The organism is Schauerella aestuarii (genome assembly GCF_009866805.1).
GTDB lineage: Bacteria > Pseudomonadota > Gammaproteobacteria > Burkholderiales > Burkholderiaceae_B > Schauerella > Schauerella aestuarii.
The window spans coordinates 695,952-719,024 of record NZ_SIZW01000040.1 but is presented as its reverse complement, the minus strand read 5'-3'; the positions used below and the strand labels follow the sequence as shown (position 1 = coordinate 719,024).

20 protein-coding genes are annotated in these 23,073 nt (G+C 60.5%); 7 read left to right on the top strand and 13 right to left on the bottom strand.

All coding sequences use genetic code 11. The features are described from left to right. Window positions 1-24: 24 nt before the first annotated feature. On the bottom strand, window positions 25-1,212 hold the full coding sequence (locus tag EYW45_RS10160; protein ID WP_161135226.1) for an efflux RND transporter periplasmic adaptor subunit: 1,188 nt from the start codon (window positions 1,210-1,212) through the stop codon (window positions 25-27). Between the two features lie 160 nt (window positions 1,213-1,372). On the opposite strand from EYW45_RS10160, the gene EYW45_RS10155 reads away from it, so the two are divergent. Continuing rightward, window positions 1,373-1,957: a TetR/AcrR family transcriptional regulator gene (locus EYW45_RS10155; protein WP_161135225.1), complete on the top strand. Its 585-nt coding sequence runs from the start codon at window positions 1,373-1,375 to the stop codon at window positions 1,955-1,957. Between the two features lie 39 nt (window positions 1,958-1,996). Here EYW45_RS10155 and EYW45_RS10150 read toward each other — a convergent pair whose 3' ends face one another. After that, entirely contained in the window at window positions 1,997-2,956 is a 960-nt protein-coding gene (locus EYW45_RS10150; protein WP_161135224.1) for an AraC family transcriptional regulator, read from the bottom strand. Window positions 2,957-3,054: 98 nt separating this feature from the next. Here EYW45_RS10150 and EYW45_RS10145 point away from each other — a divergent pair, with 98 nt between their 5' ends. Beyond that, window positions 3,055-4,293: an MFS transporter gene (locus tag EYW45_RS10145; protein WP_161135223.1), complete on the top strand. Its 1,239-nt coding sequence runs from the start codon at window positions 3,055-3,057 to the stop codon at window positions 4,291-4,293. A gap of 25 nt (window positions 4,294-4,318) precedes the next feature. On the opposite strand, the gene EYW45_RS10140 is transcribed toward EYW45_RS10145, so the two are convergent. The 7 genes from EYW45_RS10140 to EYW45_RS10110 all read right to left on the bottom strand — a co-directional run bounded on the left by EYW45_RS10140 (window position 4,319) and on the right by EYW45_RS10110 (window position 10,837). After that, on the bottom strand, window positions 4,319-6,310 hold the full coding sequence (locus tag EYW45_RS10140; RefSeq protein ID WP_328703611.1) for a hybrid sensor histidine kinase/response regulator: 1,992 nt from the start codon (window positions 6,308-6,310) through the stop codon (window positions 4,319-4,321). A 2-nt stretch (window positions 6,311-6,312) separates the two neighbouring features. Further along, on the bottom strand, window positions 6,313-7,194 hold the full coding sequence (locus EYW45_RS10135; RefSeq protein ID WP_161135221.1) for a sensor histidine kinase: 882 nt from the start codon (window positions 7,192-7,194) through the stop codon (window positions 6,313-6,315). Window positions 7,195-7,204: 10 nt separating this feature from the next. Beyond that, complete coding sequence (locus tag EYW45_RS10130; RefSeq protein ID WP_161135220.1) at window positions 7,205-8,224, bottom strand: ATP-binding protein; 1,020 nt, start codon at window positions 8,222-8,224, stop codon at window positions 7,205-7,207. Beyond that, window positions 8,215-8,619 carry an anti-sigma regulatory factor gene (locus EYW45_RS10125; protein ID WP_161135219.1) on the bottom strand — a complete coding sequence of 135 codons (405 nt, stop codon included), beginning with the start codon at window positions 8,617-8,619 and terminating at the stop codon, window positions 8,215-8,217. The genes EYW45_RS10130 and EYW45_RS10125 overlap by 10 nt, the downstream gene beginning before the upstream one ends. Then, window positions 8,609-8,983, bottom strand: a complete 375-nt coding sequence (locus tag EYW45_RS10120) for an STAS domain-containing protein (RefSeq protein WP_161135218.1) — start codon at window positions 8,981-8,983, stop codon at window positions 8,609-8,611. Before EYW45_RS10120 ends, EYW45_RS10125 begins: the two co-directional genes overlap by 11 nt. Window positions 8,984-8,988: 5 nt before the next feature. Further along, window positions 8,989-9,837, bottom strand: a complete 849-nt coding sequence (locus tag EYW45_RS10115; protein WP_161135217.1) for an STAS domain-containing protein — start codon at window positions 9,835-9,837, stop codon at window positions 8,989-8,991. Window positions 9,838-10,075: 238 nt separating this feature from the next. Next, window positions 10,076-10,837 (bottom strand): SDR family NAD(P)-dependent oxidoreductase, encoded by a 762-nt coding sequence (locus tag EYW45_RS10110; protein WP_161135216.1) that lies wholly within the window; start codon window positions 10,835-10,837, stop codon window positions 10,076-10,078. A gap of 742 nt (window positions 10,838-11,579) precedes the next feature. Between EYW45_RS10110 and EYW45_RS10105 the strand changes: the two genes are divergently transcribed. Continuing rightward, window positions 11,580-13,190, top strand: coding sequence for an arylsulfatase (locus tag EYW45_RS10105; protein ID WP_161135215.1), 1,611 nt, complete (start codon window positions 11,580-11,582; stop codon window positions 13,188-13,190). A 94-nt stretch (window positions 13,191-13,284) separates the two neighbouring features. On the opposite strand, the gene EYW45_RS10100 is transcribed toward EYW45_RS10105, so the two are convergent. Continuing rightward, window positions 13,285-13,488: a hypothetical protein gene (locus tag EYW45_RS10100; RefSeq protein ID WP_161135214.1), complete on the bottom strand. Its 204-nt coding sequence runs from the start codon at window positions 13,486-13,488 to the stop codon at window positions 13,285-13,287. Between the two features lie 637 nt (window positions 13,489-14,125). Here EYW45_RS10100 and EYW45_RS10095 point away from each other — a divergent pair. Next, complete coding sequence (locus tag EYW45_RS10095) at window positions 14,126-14,809, top strand: DUF3313 domain-containing protein (RefSeq protein WP_161135213.1); 684 nt, start codon at window positions 14,126-14,128, stop codon at window positions 14,807-14,809. Between the two features lie 93 nt (window positions 14,810-14,902). On the opposite strand, the gene EYW45_RS10090 is transcribed toward EYW45_RS10095, so the two are convergent. After that, window positions 14,903-15,694 (bottom strand): hypothetical protein, encoded by a 792-nt coding sequence (locus EYW45_RS10090; RefSeq protein ID WP_161135212.1) that lies wholly within the window; start codon window positions 15,692-15,694, stop codon window positions 14,903-14,905. 418 nt (window positions 15,695-16,112) lie between these two features. Here EYW45_RS10090 and EYW45_RS10085 point away from each other — a divergent pair, with 418 nt between their 5' ends. Then, window positions 16,113-16,886 carry a peptidoglycan-binding domain-containing protein gene (locus EYW45_RS10085; protein WP_161135211.1) on the top strand — a complete coding sequence of 258 codons (774 nt, stop codon included), beginning with the start codon at window positions 16,113-16,115 and terminating at the stop codon, window positions 16,884-16,886. Between the two features lie 5 nt (window positions 16,887-16,891). Continuing rightward, window positions 16,892-17,311, top strand: a complete 420-nt coding sequence (locus EYW45_RS10080) for a hypothetical protein (RefSeq protein ID WP_161135210.1) — start codon at window positions 16,892-16,894, stop codon at window positions 17,309-17,311. A gap of 165 nt (window positions 17,312-17,476) precedes the next feature. On the opposite strand, the gene gspE is transcribed toward EYW45_RS10080, so the two are convergent. Both gspE and gspD read right to left on the bottom strand, forming a co-directional pair. Then, window positions 17,477-18,901 carry a type II secretion system ATPase GspE gene (gene gspE, locus EYW45_RS10075; RefSeq protein ID WP_202444647.1) on the bottom strand — a complete coding sequence of 475 codons (1,425 nt, stop codon included), beginning with the start codon at window positions 18,899-18,901 and terminating at the stop codon, window positions 17,477-17,479. Between the two features lie 106 nt (window positions 18,902-19,007). Further along, complete coding sequence (gspD, locus tag EYW45_RS10070; RefSeq protein WP_161135209.1) at window positions 19,008-21,728, bottom strand: type II secretion system secretin GspD; 2,721 nt, start codon at window positions 21,726-21,728, stop codon at window positions 19,008-19,010. Between the two features lie 113 nt (window positions 21,729-21,841). On the opposite strand from gspD, the gene gspF reads away from it, so the two are divergent. Beyond that, window positions 21,842-23,050 carry a type II secretion system inner membrane protein GspF gene (gene gspF / locus EYW45_RS10065; RefSeq protein WP_161135208.1) on the top strand — a complete coding sequence of 403 codons (1,209 nt, stop codon included), beginning with the start codon at window positions 21,842-21,844 and terminating at the stop codon, window positions 23,048-23,050. Window positions 23,051-23,073: the final 23 nt, after the last annotated feature.

Sequence of the window (23,073 nt, the reverse complement as noted above, 5' to 3'; positions counted from 1 at the left end):
AGCGGGAGCGCGCTCACGGGAGGTTTACGAAGCGGCAGGCGCGCGGGTTTCAGATTGGGCCGCCTTGGTATCGGGACGCACCCGCACCTTGGTGCCCGCCGCCAGCTTCTCGGCGCGTTCGACGATCACGCGATCGCCGGCGTCCAGGCCCTGCGTAATCTGCCAGTTGGCGCCTTCCATCACACCGGTGCGAACGACACGCTCCTGAACGGTGTTGTCTGCGTCCACCAACATGACTTTAGGAATGCCGTCCGACCCCCGCAGAATCGCTTTCTGCGGCACGAAAATGGACTTCGGATCCACGCCGGTCGCGGCACGTACGCGTACGTACATTCCGGGCAGGAGCACACGCTGCGGGTTGGGGAACTCGCCCCGCAGCACCACCTGGCCGGAAGTCGGGTCTACGCTGACCTCGGAAAACAACAATCGTCCGTCTTGCTTGAAATCGGTGTTCTCGAGTTCGATGCTCACGTCGGGATCGCCCGCCGTGCCTTTCCCCAATGCGCCGCTCGCGTGGGCCGCACGCAGCCGGATCAGATCGGTCACGGATTGCTGGAAGTCGGCATAAATCGGATCGAGCTGTTGGATGCGGGCCAACGCCGTCGTTTCGGCACTGCCGATCAAACTGCCCTCCGATACCAGCGAGCGGCCGATGCGGCCGGAGACGGGTGCCTTGACGGTGGTGTAGCCCAGATTCAGCTCGGCGGTTTGCACCTCGGCCTTGGCCGCCGCACGATCGGCTTGCGCCGACTTCAACGCCGACACCGCATTGTCGTATTCCTGCTGGCTGACGGCACGCGCTTTGGCGAGGGGTTCATAGCGCCGCACCAGCGTGGTGGCTTGATGCACTTCAGCCTCGGTACGTTGCAAGGCGGCTTTGGCCCGGGCCAGCGCAGCCGCCATTGGCGCAGGATCGAGCGTGTACAACACCTGCCCCGCCTCGACCTCCGAGCCCTCTTCGAAATTGCGCTTCTCGATCAGCCCCGACACACGAGCGCGCACCTCAGCCGTACGCACCGCGGCGATACGGCCTGGAAGCGTGGCGTCGATCTGACGCGGGGCGGGTTGCACCTCGAGCACCGTGACCTCAGGCGCGTCCGACGGATTTGCGTTGGCTTGGCTGCCATCGTCGCCATTACCGCAGGCACTCAGCACCATGCAAAGCGCCACCGCGGTGATGGAAATCTTGAGGGGAAAGTGGGTGCGCGGCATCGGAGAAGTCCTAGGAAAGCGTGGTTTTGTGGACGGATTCTACGCTAAATAGACTTTATTAGCTTTAATTGGATCGTTTTTGTTCCTTTAGGGTTGAGTCTGTATCATGGCGGTGCCAGAGGGCGATCACCCGAGTCGCCGCACACGTTAGGAATCGAATATGGCCATGTCCGAGGATCAGATGCAACGCGCCCTGGCGGCAGCGCTCAGCACGCATCCCGCAGGCAGTCTGCAAGAGATCGCGAAAGCGGCCGGGATCGGTAAGACGACGCTCTACCGTTTTGCGGCCACCCGCGAGCGCTTGCTCGACGTCATGCGCAAGGAAGGGATGGCGCGTGTCAGGCGAATATTCGAAGACGCCCATCTCGATAGTGCGCCGCCGGTGGAAGCCCTTACCCGCCTGGCGGAAAACCTGCTCACCGAGCGCGAGTTTTGCGCCTTCCTGATGACCGACTATGAAGTGGTGCAGAAGGCAAACTTGAGCGATTCGAATCCGTTTGCGGCTGAGTGGAGCACGCATGAGGCGAGTCTTGAAGGTCTCTTCTTGCGCGGCCAGAAGGACGGGATTTTTCGTCTTGAGCTTCCGGCGAGCTGGATGACGGACGTCTTCAATTCGCTGATGTATACGGTAGTGGACGCCGAACGCCGCGGTCGGCTTGCCCCTGCAAACATGCTCAAGTGGTGGATCGCCACGTTCATTCACGGCTGTGGCGCGCAAGACCCATCACCCGCAGGTCAAACCTGAAACTAATCGCGGGCCGCTTCCCAATCCTCTCGATATTGATCATGGATGTAGCTGCCGACTGGCTCCCGGCGGCTGACCATGTACACGTTTAAATGCCCGACTGAATGCGGCTTGAGACGCATAACCCAGGCGCTCAGCCACGGCGTCGATCGACAGCTTTTCCTTGGCTAGCCATTGGCTGGCGAGACGCATCCGCAGTTCCGTGGCATAGCGCAATGGCGGTGAGCCCATCGTGGCCTGAAATCGTTGCGCAAAAACCGAGCGCGAAATATGCGATTCGGCAGCCAATTCGGCAACCGTCCAGTCTTTGCCCGGTTGACGATGCAGCGCCAGAATGGCACGGGCGAGACGTGGGTCGCGCAAAGCCGCGACAAGACCGGTCGCATGCTCACAGCCGCATTCGATCCATCCACGCAAGATCATTGCGGCCGCCACCTCCGCAAGACGTGCCAACATGCCCGCGAACCCGATGCGTCCAGAGCAAATTTCACGCTTCATGGCGCTTAGAATCGGCGCCAGGTCTGGATAACGATGTTCATCCGTGTTGGCCACCATCACGTCAGGCATCAACTTTCCAAGTCCGTGCATGCCACCAAGATCCAGCGCCATGCAACCGTAGAAAAGCACTGCGCTTGGGGTTGGGTGCGTGCTTGGGCAGGTGTCCACCCCGCTGACTGACTCACCGATGGGGATCGCATCGAACATATCGATCGGTTGACATGCGCCCGCCAAATCCGATGAAAGTTGGTGGGCCGCGCCTTGAGGAACGAAAACCACACTGCCAGGCATCAGCTCGTGTACCGCACCCTCATTCGTGCGTAGAAGCGCTGTGCCCACAGCCACATAGTGAAAGTACGCATGACCTGGCCGATGGTGGAATCCCAGGCCAAACGTGGGCCCGGTTTGAATTCTGCGGTATTGAACACCACGCAAGTGCATCCCCGTCAGCAACTCGCTGATGAGGTCGGACGGCACGGCAAATTGAAGTTTTTCAGTCATTCCGGCGTTTCGATCAAAACATCAAGACTTAGCATCATGGATCATCTGGACGTTCAAACCTAGACTTTCAGCTGCGATAGATATCTAGGAAGTTCAAGATGAGTGATCACGTTATTGATGATGTGCCCAGCGGCATTGCAGACGAGATGTCTGATGTCACACCCTGGATGGCAGTCTTCTCCCTGGCAATGGGCGTCTTCGGCCTGCTGACGGCCGAGTACCTGCCAGCAAGTTTACTGACACCGATGGCCTTTGACCTCGGCGTGTCGGAGGCGTTGGCGGGTCAAGCAGTGACCGTGACGGCAGTTGTCGCGTTGTTCGCCGGTTTGCTCGTGCCTCATCTGACGCGTAAGTTCGACAGACGTGTCGTGCTGCTCAGCTTCTCCGTACTCATGATCGCCTCCAACCTCCTCGTGGCGCTGTCATCAAGTCTGATCGTTTTGTTAGTGATGCGCATCCTGCTTGGCATTGCGTTGGGAGGATTCTGGAGCATGGCCGCAGCGGTTGCCATGCGTTTGGTTCCGGCCAAGCGCGTACCGCGCGCGCTCTCTATCATCTTCAGCGGTATCGCGGTGGGAACCGTCGTTTCGGTGCCATTAGGAAGCTATCTGGGTGGGCTTTATGGCTGGCGCAGCGCATTTTTTGCGGCCGCCGCAGTGGGAGCGCTGACATTGATCTTCCAGTGGTTCACACTTCCTGCGATGGCACCACGTAAGGCGCTGCATACCGCATCGGTCATGGCGTTGCTGCGCCGCCCGGGTATTGCGATAGGCATGATGGGATGCGTGCTTGCGCATACGGGCCAGTATTCCCTATTCACATACATTCGCCCGGCCCTCGAAAGCGTTTCCCAGATCAACGTGGACGAACTGTCGCTGATGTTGTTGGGATTCGGTGCCGCCAATTTCGTCGGTACCTTGCTGGCCGGTTGGCTGATGGAACGTAGCCTGCGTGCCACCTTGGTATTGATGCCGGCGTTGGTTGGCATCGCTGCCCTCGGCATGGTCCTGATCCCCGTCCAAACAACGGGATTGGCATTGTTGGTTGCCTTGTGGGGCCTGGCTTTCGGAGGCGTTCCAGTGGCGTGGTCGAACTGGGTCGCACGCGCCGTCCCGGATCAAGCGGAAACTGCCGGAGGGATGGTTGTGGCGGCTGTGCAATCCTCAATCGCTGCTGGTGCAGCGCTAGGCGGACTTGTATTCGGGCTCGGCGGCGTCACCGGCGTATTCGTCACGGCAGGTGCAGTCATGCTTCTCGCCGCCCTTGTCATTGGACGATGGGTTCGGGTGGCGACACCCCAGCATGGTGTGAACGCAGTCCTGGCGACGCACGCTTGAAAAAGGCCTCAGCGCAACGCACCGGTCAGATATCGCCAGCCCGCTGGTTTCCCAAGCTCAATGCTTTGTCGCGCAGTAGCGCAATAAGTGCATGCGGTTGAAGCGGCTTGCCGAGATGCGTGTCGAAGCCCGCCTCCAATGCCTTCGCGCGATCCTGCTCGCGGGTGAAAGCAGTATGCGCGACGGCAAAAATGGCGGGCTTGCCCTGGTCGATCTGGAGTTTGCGTACGGCACGCATCAGGTCGTAGCCATCTCGCCCCGCCATGCCGATATCGCTTACGAGGACGTCCGGCCAGTGTTGCCCCGCCAAGGCAATCGCAACGTCGTAGTTGGGCGCACTGTTCACCGTGGCACCGGCTTCCGACAACACCAGGGTGAGAATTTCGCGAGCGTCTGGATCATCTTCTGCCACGAGCACATGCAAGCCCGAGAGTTCAGGCGCGGGCGTCTGCGTGCTGTGCGATTCGTTTACCGTCGTGAGCTCGCCATCCGGCACGACCTTCAACACCGCCGTGAACACTGCGCCTTGCCCTTCGCCTTTGCTTTCGGCGGTGATCGTGCCGCCATGCAATTCAGCCAGGTTCTTGGTAATGGACAGCCCCAGGCCCAGTCCGCCGTGGATGCGGCTGTCGGGCGATTCGCTTTGGCTGAAACGTTGAAAGATATGCGGCAGGAAATCGGGTCGGATACCGCGGCCAGAATCCTGCACCGACACGCGCAAGAGATCGCCGTCGCGTGCAAGTCGAATCACAACCTGTGTATCCGATTCGGAGAACTTGATGGCGTTGGAGGTGAGGTTCCACAGAATCTGTTGGAATCGCGTGCCGTCCAGCCATGCGGGTTCATCGGCATCTTGCATTTCCAGCACAATCTCAACACGCTTGCTCTGTGCTTGCACGCGCAAGGCATCCAGCGATTCGGTCACGAGTGCTTCGGGCGCCACCCATTCGCGGTGCAACCGCAATTTGCCGGAGCTGATTCGCGAGACGTCGAGAATGTCCGAGATCAGACGGGCCTGCGCTTTCACGCTACGCGCGATCGCCGAAAGGCCTTTTTCAAGTTGTTCCGGCGTGCGCTTGCCCACGAGCAGCACATGCACCCAGCCACCGATCGCATTCAGCGGGTTGCGCAATTCATGCGAAAGCACCGCGACGAAATCGTCCTTGGTGCGACTCTGCTGTTCGGCGGCGGATCGCGCGGCCTGCTCGCGCTCCAGGACTTCACGACGGCGGCGTTCCAGCTCGTACCGCTCGGACACGTCGAGCGCGATCCCCACACGCAAGCCGGGCTCGATATGCGTCGACACGGTCCATTCCAGACGGATGGTGGTGCCATCGGGTTTGGTCAGCGGAAAGCTCTCCTTCCATGAGCCGGGCGACACTGTCGAACGTGTCATTCTCGACTGCACGAAAGCCGCTTTTTCCGGCGGTGCGAAAGCACTCACCAATTGGCCCAGCAAGGCGTCGCGTCCGCGTCCCAGCGTGGCGATCAACGCGGGATTGACATCGGCGAACCGTCCCTGATCGTCGATCAGTGCCATGCCGGTAGGCGCCTGATCATAGATGGCGCGAAACCGTGCCTCGCTGGTGCGCAACCGGTCCTCCGCCATGCGGGCGCGAATCAACGCCTGCAAGGTCGCGATGAGTACGGCCGGCTCGACGGGATGCACGAGATAGGCATCGGCGCCAGCGTCCAGACCGGCCACCTTGTCGGCACTTTCCACGAACGCCGCCGAAAGATGGATGATCGGCAGGGTCATTGTGGCATCGTCTGCGCGCAGGCGGCTGCACACCTGAAACCCGTCGATGTCGGGCAGATGCACATCGAGCACGACGGCGGCCACACCCTCCACGGCGAGCGCGAGCGCTTCGGTGCCCGTTCCCGCTTCCTCGGTCTGAAAGCCGGCAGCGCGAATAACGCGCGCCGTGGCATAGCGCGTGGTGGGGTTGTCGTCGACAACCAATACGGTATGCAGGGATCGGTCTATGGTCGCACTGATCATCGGTCGAGAAGGCATGATCATTCCGGAGCGTTCATGTGGGTGACGGGAAGCACTGCGGGCACCGTGATTGAAAAGACGGAGCCCTCGCCCAACGCGCTGGTGACGTCGACGGTGCCGCCGAGCAGCGTCGCCAATTGCTTGCTGAGCGATAGTCCCAGACCTGTGCCGCGCAAGCGCTTCTGGATCGGCGAATCCACCTGACTGTAGTCGTCGAACAAAGCGCTGTGGTGTTCGGTGGCGATACCGATGCCGGTATCGCTGACGGAAAATCGCACAAACCGGTCGTCCTGCCTGACGGCACTCACCCGCACTTCGCCTTGCAAGGTGAACTTCAACGCGTTGGAAATGAAGTTGCGCAGGATCTGTGAGAGCTTGCGATCGTCGGTGTAGATGCGCCCGATATCCACCGGCTCTTCAAAAATCAGCGTGGTGTTGGGGTTGATCAGGCCGGGCTTGAACATACCGCGCAACGCGGAAAAGAGATCCACCATCTCGAACCACTCGGGCGACACGTCGACACGGCCGGCCTCTATCTTTGCCAGATCCAGAAGATCGTTGACGATTTCCGCGAATTCGGTCGCTGTGCTTTCGATGAAGTGAACCTGCTTCTCCTGCTCGGGCGTCAGCGGCCCGTCGATGCGGTCCGTGAGCAAGCGCGTGATGCTGAGAATCGAGCTGATCGGGGTGCGAAACTCATGGCTCATGTAAGCCAGAAAACGGCTTTTCAATTCGGTTGCGCGCTTGAGCTGCTCAGCCTGAGCATCGAGTTCGGCATACAGCGCAACCACCCCGCGGTTGGTTTCATCCAGCTCTTCGCGCAGGGCATCGAGCTGCAAACGGGCCTCGGCCAGTTCCTGCGTGATGGGCAGGCAATCTTGCGAGTCGGCAGGCGTGGGCATGAGGGTCGTCCTAGGCGTTCAGGCGCAGCACGACTACGGTCGCATCGTCGCGCAAGCGTGAGTGGTCGCGCAGCAGAACGGCTGCGATGATGGAAGGATCGCGTCGCAGCAGGGGCTGGATCGTTTCCGGCTTCCAGCGCGTGGCCAGGCCGTCACTGTGAAAGATCACGATTGCATGTTCGGGAATGTCGACGTCCGCGATTTCAGGCTTGCGAATTTGCGCACCGGCCGTGCCGTGCTGGGTGACGAGGGATTTGTCGAACACGCCGGACACCACACGCCCGACGATGTTGCCTGCCCCCACGTAACGCAGCTTGCGCGCGGCAACGTCGATCGTGGCGACGCACAACGCCGCGCCGCGCGTGGCCTGGAGACCGACGTGCGTGCGCTGAACGATGTCCTGAATGTCGGCGCCGGGCGCGGCAGCAAAGATATCGACGGCTGCCGACGACGCCTTTGCCGCCTCGGGACCATGTCCGAGTCCGTCGATGATCGTGAGGGCGATGCGGGCGTCATCCCAGCCGGCCGCCCAGGCGTCGCCGCACTCGATTTCTCCGGCAACAGGCAGGCATACCGCGCCGAGCCGCATGACTGGGGCGGCCGCCGACAAACCGGTCTCCCGGCCCGCACGCAGCCGTGCCACGATGACGGTTCCGCCAGGTGTCGCGGTGTGAATATCGAAATCGTTGGACAGCCGTTTGACGGCACCCATCCCGATACCCGCCGTACTTCCGGATGAATGCCCATCCGTCATGCATGTGGACAGATCGTCCATCCCCGGCCCATCGTCGATGGACAGGAGCTCGACTTCCGCCACATCCGCGCGCGCTGCGATGAGCAGTCGGCCATTGACGGCGTGCCGCAACAGGTTGGTGCCGAGTTCGGTGATGACCAACGCCAATCGCCCTGCATCGTCTGGGCTCCATGGCCATGACTCGACCGCGCGCGCTGCAAAGCGGCGGGCCTCACCGATGCGGCTCTCGTCCTCGATCGGAAAAGCCGTGTGCGTCCAGCCGCGAATCACTTCCACTTCGTGATACTCACGCGAGTTCCAGCACCCGGGGTGGAGGCGACCTCGAAGTCGTTCACCAAGCGCTTGCTGCCCGGCAGGCCCAAGCCCATGCCGCTGCCGCTGGTCCAGCCGTCCGACATCGCGAGCGTCAGATCGGCAATGCCCGGCCCTTGATCTTCGAAGTGCAACTGCAGACCGCGACGCGCGTTGCGTTCGACGAACTCCCAGCGCATCTGCCCGCCGCCGCCATGAATGAGCGTATTGCGTGACAATTCACTCGCCGCAGTCACCATTTTCGTGAGGTCGACCAACGACAGCTTCAAATCCTGGCAGAGCGCGCGCACCATCTGACGGCTGGCCACAATGTGCTGCTCGGACTGCAAGGGGAGCGTACCCGTGGGCTCAACGGCCAAAATGATTCCCCTGACGGGATCTTTCGAGCATGGCCATACCGCGCTCAACGTTGAGCGCCGTGCGAACGCCGTCAAGCGAGAGTCCAAGCTCGACGAGCGTAATCGCCACGGCGGGCTGCATACCCACCACTACCGTATCGGCAGAGAGAATGCGGGCGATGCTCGAGATGTTCGTCAGCATTCGGCCAACGAAAGAATCGACCATTTCCATGGCGGAGATGTCGATCATCACACCATCGGCACCCGTCTTGATGATCTGTGCCGCAAGGTCGTCCTGCAGGGTAAGCGCGGTCTGATCCTGCATGTCGACCTGAATGGTCACCAGCAGTGTGGCGCCCATACGAAGGATTGGAATGCGATCCATGATGCTCAGGCTTCCCGGGAAACGCGCCACCCGCTCTGGCGCATCGCCAGCGCCAGCGCGTCGGCCAAAGTGGCCTTGGTCGTAATGCCTTGCAAGTCGATGCCAAGATGCACGATGGTTTGTGCAATCTGCGGTCGAATGCCACTGATGATGCACTCCGCGCCCATCAAGCGAATGGCGGTAACGGTTTTCAAGAGATGTTGGGCAACCAGCGTGTCGACGGTGGGCACACCCGTAATGTCGATAATGGCGATCTCCGATCCCGTATCCACAATGCTCTGGAGCAGGGTTTCCATCACGATCTGGGTGCGATTGCTGTCCAGCACCCCAATCATCGGCACCGCCAGCACGCCCTCCCAAAGTTTCACCACGGGGGTCGACAGCTCCAGCAACTCCTCTTGCTGGCGTCGAATGACGTCCTCACGGGCCAGTTGAAACACGGTCACCGTGTGCTGAGCAAGTCGATCGACGGCAGTCGAGATGGCCAGGAGTGCGCCAGCCAGATCACCAGGATTCGATGCCTGGAGTCGTTGGGTGATATCGAACAGCGGCTTTTTGAGCGCAAGGAGAAACTGGCTCGTCTCTCCCGCCGATTGACCCTTTGCGGCGCGCGATTTTGAAAGCGCGGCAAGAAGGTCGCGCATCGGTGCCCAGCCGGCAGCCGCTTTCAGCGTGGCCGTTTCACTGCCCCCCTGAACGGCATCAGCCAAAACACGCAAGATGTTGCGGGCTTCGGTGGCGACGGCCCGACGCTCGGTGGCATCGTGCAATTCGAGATCGGACAGCCAGGCGTCGATCAGGCTGTCGGCATTTTCTTTCAAAGCAGCTGAAAGGACTTGATTTTCACTCATCATGAATTCTCTCGAATTGGACCGGGCGGATCACCCTTCACTCCAAATGTAAAACTATGTTTGGCAGGCGCGTGAGCTTAGCAGAACCTTGGTATAGCGCGCGTGAAATTCGATGTGACGCCGTTCAGCATTGCAGCGATGCAACAGCATGGCGCTCCGCACTGTAAAACGGCAATGTTTTGGCCAATCTGCGAATCAGCGTGCCCCCTCTTTTCACCTGATCCAACGGTACGGGTTCAATCTACGTCAGATTCAATCCGCCGTCCGACAGCAGTATCTCGCCGGTCAAGTAGTCTGACTCGACCAGCAACGCAACCGCTTTGGCGATGTCGTCCGGGCTGGCTGCCCTGCGCATCGGGGCACGAGTACGCCACAACGCCTGTGCACTCGTCCAATCTGCGGTCATCGGTGTGTCGACCAGACCCGGTGCCACAGCGTTGACGCGAATGTCTGGCCCAAGCGACACCGCGAGCAACCTCGTCATGTGATTCAGCGCCGCTTTGCTTACCGCATAGGGAATCGATGCGCCCTTGGGGCGGATACCGGCATGCGAGCTGATGTTTACCACGCAACCTGCTCGACGGTGGCGGGCAGCATCGCGCAGCGCCGACTCGGCCAATGTGACGAGGTGGAACGGCGCCACCACATTGACCTCGTTGAGTTCGTGCCAAACGGTTGAATTGGCCGCGGCAAGGTCGCCGTGTGGAATGACTCTGCTAATGCCGGCGTTATTAACCAGAACGTCCAGTTGCCCCCATGCCGCGATCGCCTCGTCAATAAGTCTGACCCGATCAGCTTCGAGCGCAAGATCAGCCTGCACGTAAATAGCCTGCTTCATTTCGGCAGCCATTGCGCGCCCGATAGTCGCCGATTCTCTTGAATGGATCACCACCGCATAGCCCGCCCTGCTTAGTGCGCGTGCAATGGCTGCGCCGATACCGGAGGTGGATCCTGTCACCAACGCGACCCGCAACACGTCATCGATCGCCGGATTAGGATTCATATGAATAAGCTCGAATGGGTTGATTAGATAGCCGTCACCGTAGCATTAAGCGGACAACGTCTGCGTACCTCAACGAACCATGTCACCGGGTACCACCAAACGCAGCATTTCATATCGATTTTCCAATGCATTACGTCTAATTTCTTAATTTTTTAATTCGTCGAAACGCTCACGGATGCTAACTTCTGCGCGTTAGTCGCGAATTGAACTAGCTTAAATTCGGTCATTGATTCCACCGCCCCTCGCGGGTAAACACCTAGCTTGCTAATCATTGACAAAGCGAAGGGCTTGGCCAAGACTCGATTAATTGCAAGCCATCAAGCGCCACAGACCAAATTCTGAGGTGCAAATTTGCATGCAACTCTGCAGTCTGATTCGACAGCATTCCAACAATAAGAAATTCGAATTAAAGACTTGGTTTTTTCAAGACGCTCGGTAGCCTCGGTTTGCCTTGAGGCTAGGTCGCGAACATATAGGTTTCGCTGCAGACGATTGCTTGATGACCAATTTATTTTTGCTTGTAAATCGATGGCGTTTCGATCCCTACTTGCTCATCGCCATCGATCTGTAGTCTGCAATTCAAGCCACTTCCCGCCCAAGCCTGTCCGCCTGCGCGCGCTATGGGCCTAGTCGACATTATTTTTTTTCTCATTTGCAATGGCGGCGACGGCTCGTCTTCACCTTGGCTGACGCGTACGCACCGCAGGTCGTGCTTCGATAAAAACCATCCATGAGGTTCGAGATGAATGCAAAACTGCTATCCAGTATGTTCGCCGCTGCGGCTCTCCTGACGTTGGGCAACACGCCGACACTCGCCCAGGCGCCGCCTAAGCCTCCAAACATTCTCGTTATCATGGGGGACGATATTGGGTGGTTCAATATTGGCGCTTATCATCAGGGCATGATGGCAGGCAAGACGCCCAATCTTGACCGTCTGGCGATGCAGGGCATGCGATTCACCGACTATTACGCTGAAGCAAGTTGCACAGCGGGCCGCGCAAACTTCATCACTGGCGAGCTGCCGGTGCGCACGGGCCTCACCACCGTGGGTCAGGCTGGCTCCCCGGTAGGCATTCCAGCACAGGCTCCAACGATTGCCACGGCCTTGAAGGCAATGGGATACGCCACCGGTCAGTTCGGCAAAAACCATTTGGGCGACCTGAACGAATTTTTGCCGACGGTACATGGATTCGACGAATTTTTCGGCTATCTATATCACCTGGACGCGATGGAAGACCCATCGCATCGAAACTACCCACAGGAACTGCTGGCCAAGCTCGGGCCACGCAATATGGTGCACAGCTGGGCTACCAGCACCGATGACGCTACTGTGCAACCGCGTTGGGGCAAGGTCGGCAAACAACGCATTGAGGATGCCGGCCAGCTCTATCCAAAAAGGATGGAGACGGTGGACGATGAAATCCGCGATCGCGCATTGGGCTTCATCGATAAAGCCAACACGGAGGGCAAGCCATTTTTCGTGTGGCTCAACCCGACAAGAATGCATGTCGTGACGCACCTGTCTGAAAAGTATGACGCCATGAGGAATTCTGAAAATGGTTGGTCGCTGCAAGAGGCCGGTATGGCTCAGTTGGATGACGACGTCGGCATCGTCCTGCAGAAGCTGAAAGACCTTGGCATCGATGACAATACGATCGTCGTGTTCACCACCGATAACGGCGCGGAGAACTTCACGTGGCCGGATGGCGGACAAACGCCGTTCGCCGGAGGCAAAGGCACTGCGATGGAGGGCGGATTTCGCGTCCCCGCCCTGCTTCGTTGGCCCGGCAAAGTGCCCGCCGGTACCGTTGAAAACGGCATAGTGTCAGGCATGGACTGGTTTCCCACGTTTCTGACCGCCGCAGGCAACCCCGGCATCGTCGAGGAATTCAAGCGCGGCAAACAATTGGGCGACGTGAACTACACCGTGCACTTGGATGGATACGACCAAACGGCACTTATTACCGGCAAGGGACCCTCCGCGCGCCATGAGATCATTTACTTCACCGAAAGCTCACTTTCCGCTGTACGCATCAACGACTACAAGTATCGCTTCACGGATCAGCCAGGCGGTTGGCTGGGTGCCACCGAGAAAGTCGATTGGCCGATTCTGACCAATCTAAGGCTCGATCCGTTTGAACGCACCGGTTTGCCGTCATCCACAGGAGGATCGCTGTCCTTCTACAACTGGTTCGTCTACGAGTTTTGGCGCTTTCAGTTTGTCCAGGATGAGATCGGCAAGCTAGCACAGTCAGCCATCGAATTTCCGCCCATGCAGCGCGGTGCCAGTTTCAATATGGAGGCTGTCAAAGCGCAAATCATGAAAGCGATGCAGGCTAGCGTAAACCGCTGAGGCAAGTGATGTAGTGATCCGTATGGGGAGCAATTTGCGTAGCCGAATGGGCACGCAAATCCCCGACGGTTGCGAGTCGTCGACCAACGGAGATTCAGGCGCGCAACGTCGTTGTGCCAAGTTCTGCTGATTTTATTCGCAGCGTCATCACGCACATCTCCGCATGTCGAACCTCGAATGCCGCCTGCGCATACTCCGCATAGCCACGCGATGTGATGGAAAGTCTCTGGTTGCTGCTAAGGCGAATCAGCCGTCTCTCAAGCCGATGTAATCGCCGTAATGCCGACAACAAATCCATGTGATGTCCTCGAAGCGTATTTGCCACCGCCGTCACGAATTGTCCAAACAAGGATAGTCGCAATAACTTGATATACAAGTGCCTTTTTCTCCTCCGAATGGTCTATTGCGATCACCTCTTGCGAGGGTTCGAAATACGCAGCCGAGGCGTGGCGGAGCGCAGCTATGCGACGTCAAATTTAGTGCTTCCGGAATTCATGCCGTCATGTCACTATCAAGCGGTCGGTCGGCTCACACCACCGACCGTGAGCGCGGCCAAGCACGCAATCTTCGAGCTGCTCGTACGACTTGACTACTGATCGTCCAACGCAGTTGCATCGGTGCCAAGCGCACGGGGAGATGCAAATATGTCGTGGTCCAGTTCATATGCTGTCATGCGCAGCCCAACGCTCGCATCCCGCTTTTCTCGTGCCAATACGCCTGCCGTACTCGGCCAACTGATCGCGTCCTCCCAGGGGCCACACTCCCTGAGCGTGGTTGCCGCCGCACGACGACACACGACCGCCGCAGCCTGACCCACCCTTACCGCCGAGAGACGCTTGTGCGGCCGCAACGTTGCGCCCCCCGCGGGCTTATCGGTGCACGTCGATATCCGGCCAACGCACCCCGCGACGGCCCAACACACCAGTGAGGTAGACATGAATGCGACCACCTTTCGCAAATTATGTTTGGGCAGCGCTGCAGCGCTGATCCTGGCAGGCTGCGCATCCGATCCGCCAAAGGAATCGGGTTACCTGTCGAACTATTCGATGTTGCACAAAGAAGATGCGCCGGGCGGGGGTAGCCGGCTGGTGTACGAAAACCCCGCCTTCACGCCCACCACTTACGATGCCGTGTGGCTGGAGAAAGTCGAGTTCTACCCCGCTCCCGAACCCACCGACAAAGTCTCGATGCAGACGCTCAATGAGATTGGTGCCTATGCCGATAGCAGTCTGCGCCAGAAGATCGGCCAGCGCATGCGGTTGGCAGATGGCCCGGGGCCCGGTGTCGCGCACGTGCGCATTGCCATCACAGCCGTAGGCGCGCAAACCGAAGCGCTTAAAGCCTATCAGTACATCCCGATCGGTCTGGCAATCACCGGTGCGGTTGCGCTGGTCGAGGGGGGACGTCCAGAAGCGGCGTCGGTGTCGATCGAGTCGAAGGTCACCGACAGCCGCACCCAGCAACTGCTTTTTGCCTCCGTTCGGTCGGGCGACGGCACGCGCATCAAGTCGGTGGATCAAGGCGCGAAGGCTGTTCAACCCAACGATCTTAAGCCGCTTATCGACAAATGGACCGAGGGCGCAGCCAATCAACTAAGCAAGTACATTCGGCCAAAGTGAAATGACGTGAAATGACGTGATGTGAAATGAGGTGTTCCGATCATTGCGCGTTGCCCCAAGCTCAAGCAACGCGCAATGATCGTTCCGACCGTTTCAGAACCGCGCGGTCAAGCCGAGCATCGGCCCGTGCTGAATCATGCGGTAGCCGAAGTCGCTGCTTTGATAGTCGACGCCGATGGCGCGATACCCGGCCGACACCGACCACCGCTTGTCGAATTGATACCCGACTGCAGTCAGAACATCCCAGTCGTACTTGGAGCCGCCCGCACCCACCAGCCCCCACATCGTGACAAACCACTTTTCATTCAGATCCAAACGCGTTTTCGCCCCCACAGTGGCGTCGACCCACGTTTTTGTGCGCGAGTTGCTGTAATTGGGAAACGCAGCAGGCGTGGAAAAACTGACGGTGCTTTTGAGCGAGAATACACGCGCGCCGGCCAGCAGATCGAGAGTGCCCCAGTCACCCTCCATCGCGCGATAGCTGCCCGCAGCCAGGCCCACGAAGTCCTCGAGGCGCACTTTAGCCGTCACCTCACCGAATCGGCCAGTCGCACGATCGGACACCTTCACATAGATCGTCTCTCCCACGAAACCAAACCGGCCGCGTCGCGCTTCGACAATGCCCATGGCGCCGAAATCAAGCACCCGCGCTATATCGCTGAAACTCGTATTGACAGAAGCAGTGGGCAGGCGCCCAAGCCGCGTATCGCCACGAACGCCTGCAAACCAACCATACACAGTGACCGACCCCGACCATTCCGGCGTAATGCGGCGGAAATCAGGCGAGGTGGAAGGTGCGACGACAGGTGCGACGGCTTCTTGAGCGAAAGCCGCCGCGCCTAGCGTGCAACCTAGCAAGACAACACAACCCTGTTTGATCCTCATGACTGACTCCTTGAAATGCCGGCGTGCGATGACCGGCAGCCTATGTGGAGCGCCGGTGTCGATCGAACTGGAGGTCACCTGGCGAATGCAGGCTTGAGGCGAACTGCGGTATATCGTGGGGCATGCTGCCGCACCATTTTGGGCCACATCCGCAAATGCGCCAGCAATCGCTATCCCGGATCGCCAAAGCCTCGCGTAAGGCGTACGCTGATTGGCTTCAAAAACCGACACCCGCCACATTGATGCGCAGCCGTACCCCCATCGGCTGCTAAGCCGACGAATTAAATTTCGGGTTGTATACGTCACCTGCTCCAACATGTTTCAAACCCGTAAAAACCGCCACCAAATCCGTATGTCACAGCTCTAATCCTCCCGACCCGATGTAATGCGGCCTTCATTACCAATAGGAGATGCGGGCGTGTCGATTACTTCAGCCGTAGGCATGGGCCGGGCCAATAAGCCGCAAGACGTGGGCGCGATTCAAAAGCTGCTCAATGGCCATATTCGTCGGGTGCCGGGTGCTACCCCTCTGAAAGAAGACCGCCTGTTTGGCGGGCAAACCGCCAGCGCCATCAAGGGCTTCCAGAAGGCCATGGGTATGGGTGCACCTGATGGCGTGGTGGACGTGGGCGGCCGTACGCTGCAGACGTTGCAGCAGCGCCCGGAAGTGTTTCGTATGGAAACCCGCACCAATCGCAGCGCGTTGTCGCAGTCGGGCACGTCGGCTGGCAATAGCGAAGGATCGGCTGCCAACCTCGATCGCCGCACGCGCATCAATCGTGTGGCCGTCATGCATAACAACAGCAAGGCGTGGGCATTCGCGGTTGCGAAAGGCGACTTCGCGGCCAATACCAACAAGTGCAATAAATTCGTGATCGATGTGATCCGCGAAGCGGGCGCTGCTGCGGTCGTGATGGGACGTCAACCGCTGGCTGCCGAATGGGCCCACCCCGGTACGCGCATCCCCGGCTGGCGATTGATCGATCAGGGCGAAGCGCCTCAAGCGGGCGATGTGGCCGCCTATGCATTGAGCGGCGGTGGTGCACGGTACTCCGGGCACACGGGCTTGATTGTGGATCTGGGTAGCGGACAGCTCACGAACATGAGCGCGCATGAAGACAGCGTCTACCCCATCGCCGGGCAATTCGAGAATAATCCTGCTACGCGTTATCGTCGCTACACAGGAGAGTGAAACCTATGATCAAACACCTTATCAGTGCGCTGGCCGGCCTTACCTTGAGCGTGGCGGCGATCGCTGCCGAGCCCGTCGTGGTGCAGGCCTACCCTACAGCCAAGGGCGCCAAGTATCCGACCTACACGGTGGACAACGCCAAGAAGCGCCTTACGTTCGACGAGCTCGGTCGAACGTTGGGTGCGGTGGCCGGCGATCCGGCCCGAGGACGCGAGACGCCCGTGGCTGTGCTGGCGGATTCGCAGTTGAAGCTCGATGACGTCAACAATGTGGTCGGCCTGATCGGCTCGGTTGGCCTGACGAACGTGCGCTACTACGCCTTCGGCAAGGGCTCGCCGATGATGAGCGAGTTCGTACCGCAGGCCAGCCGCGCCTTCGGCCGCGACAAGCTCAACGAAATGCTGAATACGCCACGAACGAAGTAAGTGAGATTAGCCAAGAGCAGGCGGTGCGTGGATCGTCGCGCACCGCATGTCTCGCCAAGCCTGATCGCTCAGTCGTTGCGCTCAGTCGTTGCGCTCAGTCGTTGCGCTAAGTCGTTGCGCTAAGTTGTTGCGCTAAACCTTCGCGCTTTCTCTTAGACGGGTTGCTTAGCCGTCTCGTGTCACCCGCACGATCTCCTCGGGCGACGTCACGCCTGTCGATATCCAGCGTTCCCCATCTTCGCGCATCGTTTGCATCCCGGCCTTTCTGGCGGCGATGCGCAGATCCTGTTCGCCGTCTTCTTCGTGAATGAGCTTGCGCAAGCTGTCGTCCACCACGAAGAGTTCGTGAATCCCGGTGCGGCCGCTATAGCCGGTGTGGTTGCATTGGCTGCATCCCACGGCACGATAGGTGCCGGGACGATCGGGCGCCGGCTCGCGGCAATGCACACACAGGCGGCGCACCAGCCGCTGAGCCAATACGCCCAATAGCGATGACGACAGCAGGAATGGTTCCACGCCCATGTCGGTGAGGCGCGTGACGGCCGATACGGCATCGTTGGTGTGCAGCGTGGCCAGTACCAGGTGGCCCGTCAGCGAAGCCTGCACGGCAATCTGCGCGGTTTCGAGATCGCGGATTTCGCCGATCATGATCACATCGGGGTCCTGGCGCAGCATGGCGCGCAGTGCCAGGGCGAAGCTCATGTCGATCTTGGCGTTGACTTGCGTCTGCCCGATGCCGGGCAGGTCGTATTCGATCGGGTCTTCAACGGTGAGGATGTTGCTCGTGGCGGCATCCAGGCGCGAGAGCGCGGCGTAGAGTGTCGTGGTCTTGCCGCTGCCGGTAGGCCCGGTGACCAGCACGATGCCGTGCGGCTGTCGGATCAATCGATCGAAGTCCTTGAGCAATGGGCCCGCGAGTCCAAGTTTCTCAAGCTGCAGGCGCCCTGCTTCCTTGTCGAGCAAGCGCAACACGGCGCGCTCACCGTGCCCGGTCGGCAAGGTTGATACGCGCACGTCAATCGCCCTGCCCCCCACGCGCAGGGCAATACGGCCATCCTGCGGCAATCTTTTCTCGGCGATGTCCATCTGCGCCATGATCTTGATGCGCGAGATGAGCGCGGCATGCAGGGCTTTGCGCGGGCTGACCACGTCGCGCAGCGTGCCGTCCACGCGATAGCGCACCACCGAGTGCGTTTCGAAGGGTTCGATATGGATATCGCTGGCGTTGTCGCGCGCGGCCTGGGTGAAGAGTGCATTGATCATGCGAATCACGGGCGCGTCGTCCTGCACGTCGAGCAGATCGGCGATCTCGGGCATGTCCTGCAGCAAGCGATCGAGGTCGATTTCCGTTTCGGCGGCGCCCACCACCGAGGCGGCATCCCCCGTATCGCTGTATGCCGTGGTGAGCAAGGTTTCGAGCTCGGCATCGTCCACTTCCACCTGCGGCCATTCGCCATGGCAGCGGCGCACTTCGTCGATGGCCCATGCGGGGGTACGCGTGCTGACAAGCAGGCGCTCGGCACCCGGGCGCAGCGACAGTACCGCGCGATGCGCACGTGCCCACATATAGGGCAAGGGATGCATGCTCATCGGATCTTCTCCGCCAAGTGAGGTTTTACATCGGCTGCCAACCAAAAGGCAGCATGGAAAGCGCTCGCATGGGCAGCGATGCGCGCGCTGAAGTCGACGGTTGCCATCACATGTGCGTCACGAGCTCGGGCCGATACCCCAATTGCCGAAGCACGTTCAATGTGGTGTCCACCGTGGTCGAATCGCGCGACACATACGTGCGCACCACATAGCCCTGATTGCCCGGTCCCGGTTGCACCGATGGTGTGAGGCCGCTCATGCGCACCCGTTGCGCCACGGCGTTGGCATCCGCTTCGGTCGACACTGCCGCGATCTGCAAGGTGGTGTTTGCCGTGTCGCGCGAGCCGTACAAGGCGGCGGGATCGGTGGCAATGCTCACACCCAACGGCACGTTGGCCCGAATCGTTTGATCGCGATACGAATCATCGGGCCGTTGTGGCAGCTGTCGCACGGCAAAGGATTGCGTGGTTTCAGGTGCAGGCTGCAACAGCGTTTGCGCCGCCGCTTCGGGTCGCAAATCATGCGCGCCACCGCGTTGACCCACGGCGCGCACATTGGCGGGCGGCAGGATGGGGGCTTGCATGTCGGGCAGCAGCCAATGCTTGCCCGGCTGTGCGGCGCTTTGCGCGCGGCGCATGTAATCGTATCGGTCGAGCGTGACGCTGGCGCCGGCTTGCGCGTCGCGCAACACATGCGGCCGCAAAAACACCATCAGGTTGGTCTTGGTGCGTTGACGCGAGTCGTAGCGAAACAGTGCGCCCAGCAGCGGAATGGAGCCCAGCAGCGGCACGGAGTCTTGCGTGTTCGATACCGAGTCTTCAAGCAATCCGCCCAGCACGATGATCTGGCCATCGTCGATGAGCACGCTGGTGTCGATGGCGCGCTTGTTCGTGACCAGGCCGCTGCTGATCGTGGATTGCGCCTGATCGATGCTGCTCACTTCCTGGTAGATATCGAGTTTGACGGCGCCGCCCTCGGAGATCTGCGGGCGAATGTTGAGCTTCAAGCCGATGTCTTCGCGCTCGATGGTCTGAAACGGATTGCTGCTGCTGTCGCTGCCGGATGTGACGTATTGTCCGGTGACGAACGGCACCGTTTTGCCGACCAAGATGCTGGCCGCCTCGTTATCGAGCGTGAGCAGATTCGGGGTGGAAAGGATGTTTGCACTGCCCGTGGTGTTGAGTGCGCGCGCCAGGATGTTCAGGTCGAGAATCGCGCCCACGCCCGGGATGTCGATCGTGCCGCTGATCAACCCGACGTTCAAGCCGCGCGGCAGCACGTCGATGCCGGTGGCGCCGTTGGGGTTCAGGCCCGTGCCGCCGGCATTGACGCCCCCGATGATGGAGCGGCCGTTGTTGCCCAGGCCGTTGGTCGCGCCCATCCACTGAATGCCGAACTCGGCTGCTTGTTGGTCCGTCACTTCAACGATCAAGCTTTCCACCAGCACTTGCGCGCGCCGCTGGTCGAGGGCGTCGATCACTTCGCGCAAGCTGCGGTATAACGGCTCGGGCGCGGAGATGATGAGGGTGTTGGTGGTGGGGTCGGCTTGCACCGTGGCGCCCCCGGCCGAGAACGACACCGGCTGCATGGCGTTGCCGTCGCCCCGGTCGATGGCGTTGGTGGTGCTTGCGCCGCCCGCCCCGCCCGAAGACGAAGACGAAGAGCTGCCCATGCCGCTCAAACCCCCACTATTGCCGCGGCCCGACGCCGCACCCGATCGCGATCCCCCTTGCGATCCACTACCGCCGAAGCGGCTGCCTTGCGAGCCCGATCCGCCATTGCCGCTGGCGCTCGCGCTCTGCCCGCTTTGCCCCGTGAGCAAGCCGCCGAGCACTTCTGCCAGCCGCACGGCTTGCGCATTGCGCAGATACACCACGTGCAGATTGCCCGGGCGCTGGTTATCCGTATCGAGCTTGCGCACCAGATCGCGCGCGAGTTGCGTGCGAGCGGGCGATCCCGAGCGGATGATCACGCTATTCGTGCGCGGATCGGCCACGATTCCCAGGCGTTGGGTGGCGTCGCCGCCTTGTGCATCGAGCAGTTGGGAAGCCATCATCGCGATGTCCGACGCGATGCCGTTGCGCACCGGCACCACATCGGTGTCCATCGAGGTGGGCACGTCGATGCGCGCGATCACCTGCGCGATACGCTCCAGGTTGTCGGCATAGTCGGTGACGACGATGGTGTTGTTGCCGGGATAGGCGTTGACCGGATTGTTGGGCGGCACCATGGGGCGCAGCACGGGTACCAGATTGGCGGCGTTCTCGTACTTGAGCGGAAACACGCGCGTGAGCATTTCGCTGCCCCGCCCGCCGCGATCGAATTCGGCCACCGAAATTGGGGCGCGGCTGCTGCTTGCGCGCGGCGCAGCACTCGATGAGCCGCCAGCGGCACGGCCCGCCGCGCCTTCAGCGACCCGATAACCCCCGCCGATATCGGGCACCGTGGCGCGCACACGCTCGCCCGTTGCCACCCGGCTGCCTTGCAGCTTGCCGTCCGCTTCGGGCACCACACGGGTGACGCCGCCCACGTCCACCATGGCCAACCCCTGCATGCGCAGCGAGCCCGTCAACATATCCAATGCGGTTTCGCGATCGACCGGGCGTTCGGACACCAGCGTCATCGTGCCTTTTACACGCGGATCGACGAGGAAGTTCTTTTTGGTGAACAGCGACAAGGCACGCAAGACGGCCGGAATGTCGGTGTCGACAAAATTTAATGTGACACGATTGTCGTTTACTTGCGCCGAAAAAACAGGCGGCGGCACGCTGCTGCAGACAGCGGTCAACAGGCAGAGAGCAAGGCGTAGCGGGGCTGAGCGGCGCATGACGATTGTGTATAAGACATGAAATGCGGCTGAGTATACGGGGGGGTACTGCAACATTACGGTCATATTTCATTGTCATGGTAGAGGCCTGTGAGTTATGTCGAAATGCCCTCATGCCCTCTTTCAATTTCGAAGCCACCGATGCGCACGGCAAGATCGTGCGCGGCTCGATCGACGCCGATACCCTGCGCGGTGCGCGCAACCTGTTGCGCGCCCGCGGCCTGCTGCCGCTTAAAACCGATGCCGCGCGCGATGGTTCCAGCGTATCGAAAATGCCGTTTCAGCCCCGAGCATCGGATTCGGATCTCGCGTGGATGACGCGCCAACTCGCCAGCCTGCTTGCTGCGCGCCTACCGCTGGATGCGGCGCTGAGCGCGACGTTGGAGCAAACGGAGAAAAAGCACCTTGCCGCACTGCTCAATGGCGTGCGGGCCGACGTGCGGGCCGGACACCGTCTGGCCGATGCGCTGGCATCGCGGCCGCGCGACTTTCCCGAAATCTATCGCGCATTGATCGCGGCGGGCGAAGCGTCGGGCGACCTGGCGCTGGTGATGGAGAAGCTTGCCGAGTACATCGAAGAACGCAACGCGTTGCGCGGCAAAGTGCTCACCGCCTTTATCTATCCCGTGGTGGTGGCGAGCGTCTCGGTTGTGATCGTGTTCTTTCTATTGGGCTATGTGGTGCCGCAAGTGGTGACCGCGTTTTCACAAGTCAAACAGGAATTGCCGCTGCTCACCCGCATGATGCTGGCCGCGAGCGACGCCGTGCGCGAGTGGGGACTGATCGGCGTGGTGGTGCTGGGTGCGGCGATCTCGCTGTGGCGGTACGGCTTGCGCCAGCCAGCCGCGCGCTTGCAATGGCATCGCCGCGTGCTCAAGCTGCCGCTGATGGGGCGCTTCGTGCTCGGGGTGAACGCGGCGCGGTTTGCTTCCACGCTGGCCATCCTCACCGGTAGCGGCGTGCCGCTGCTGCAAGCGCTCGAAGCGGCACGGCAGACGCTCAGCAACGACCAGTTGCGCATCGCGGTCGCCGATGCCACTGCGCGGGTACGGGAAGGCACGCCCCTCTCGGCCGCGCTCGGGGCGCAAAAGGTATTCCCCTCGCTCATCATCCATCTGATCGCCAGCGGCGAACGTACGGGCCAGCTTCCCGCCCTGCTTACCCGCGGCGCGCAAACCTTGTCGCGCGAACTCGAGCGCCGGGCCATGGCCATGACGGCGTTGCTCGAGCCCGCCCTGATTCTGGTGATGGGCGGCGTGGTGTTGTTGATTGTCCTGGCGGTGATGATGCCTATTCTGGAAATCAACCAACTCGTGCGATGATTGCGGGCTGAAAGTCCTGTGCG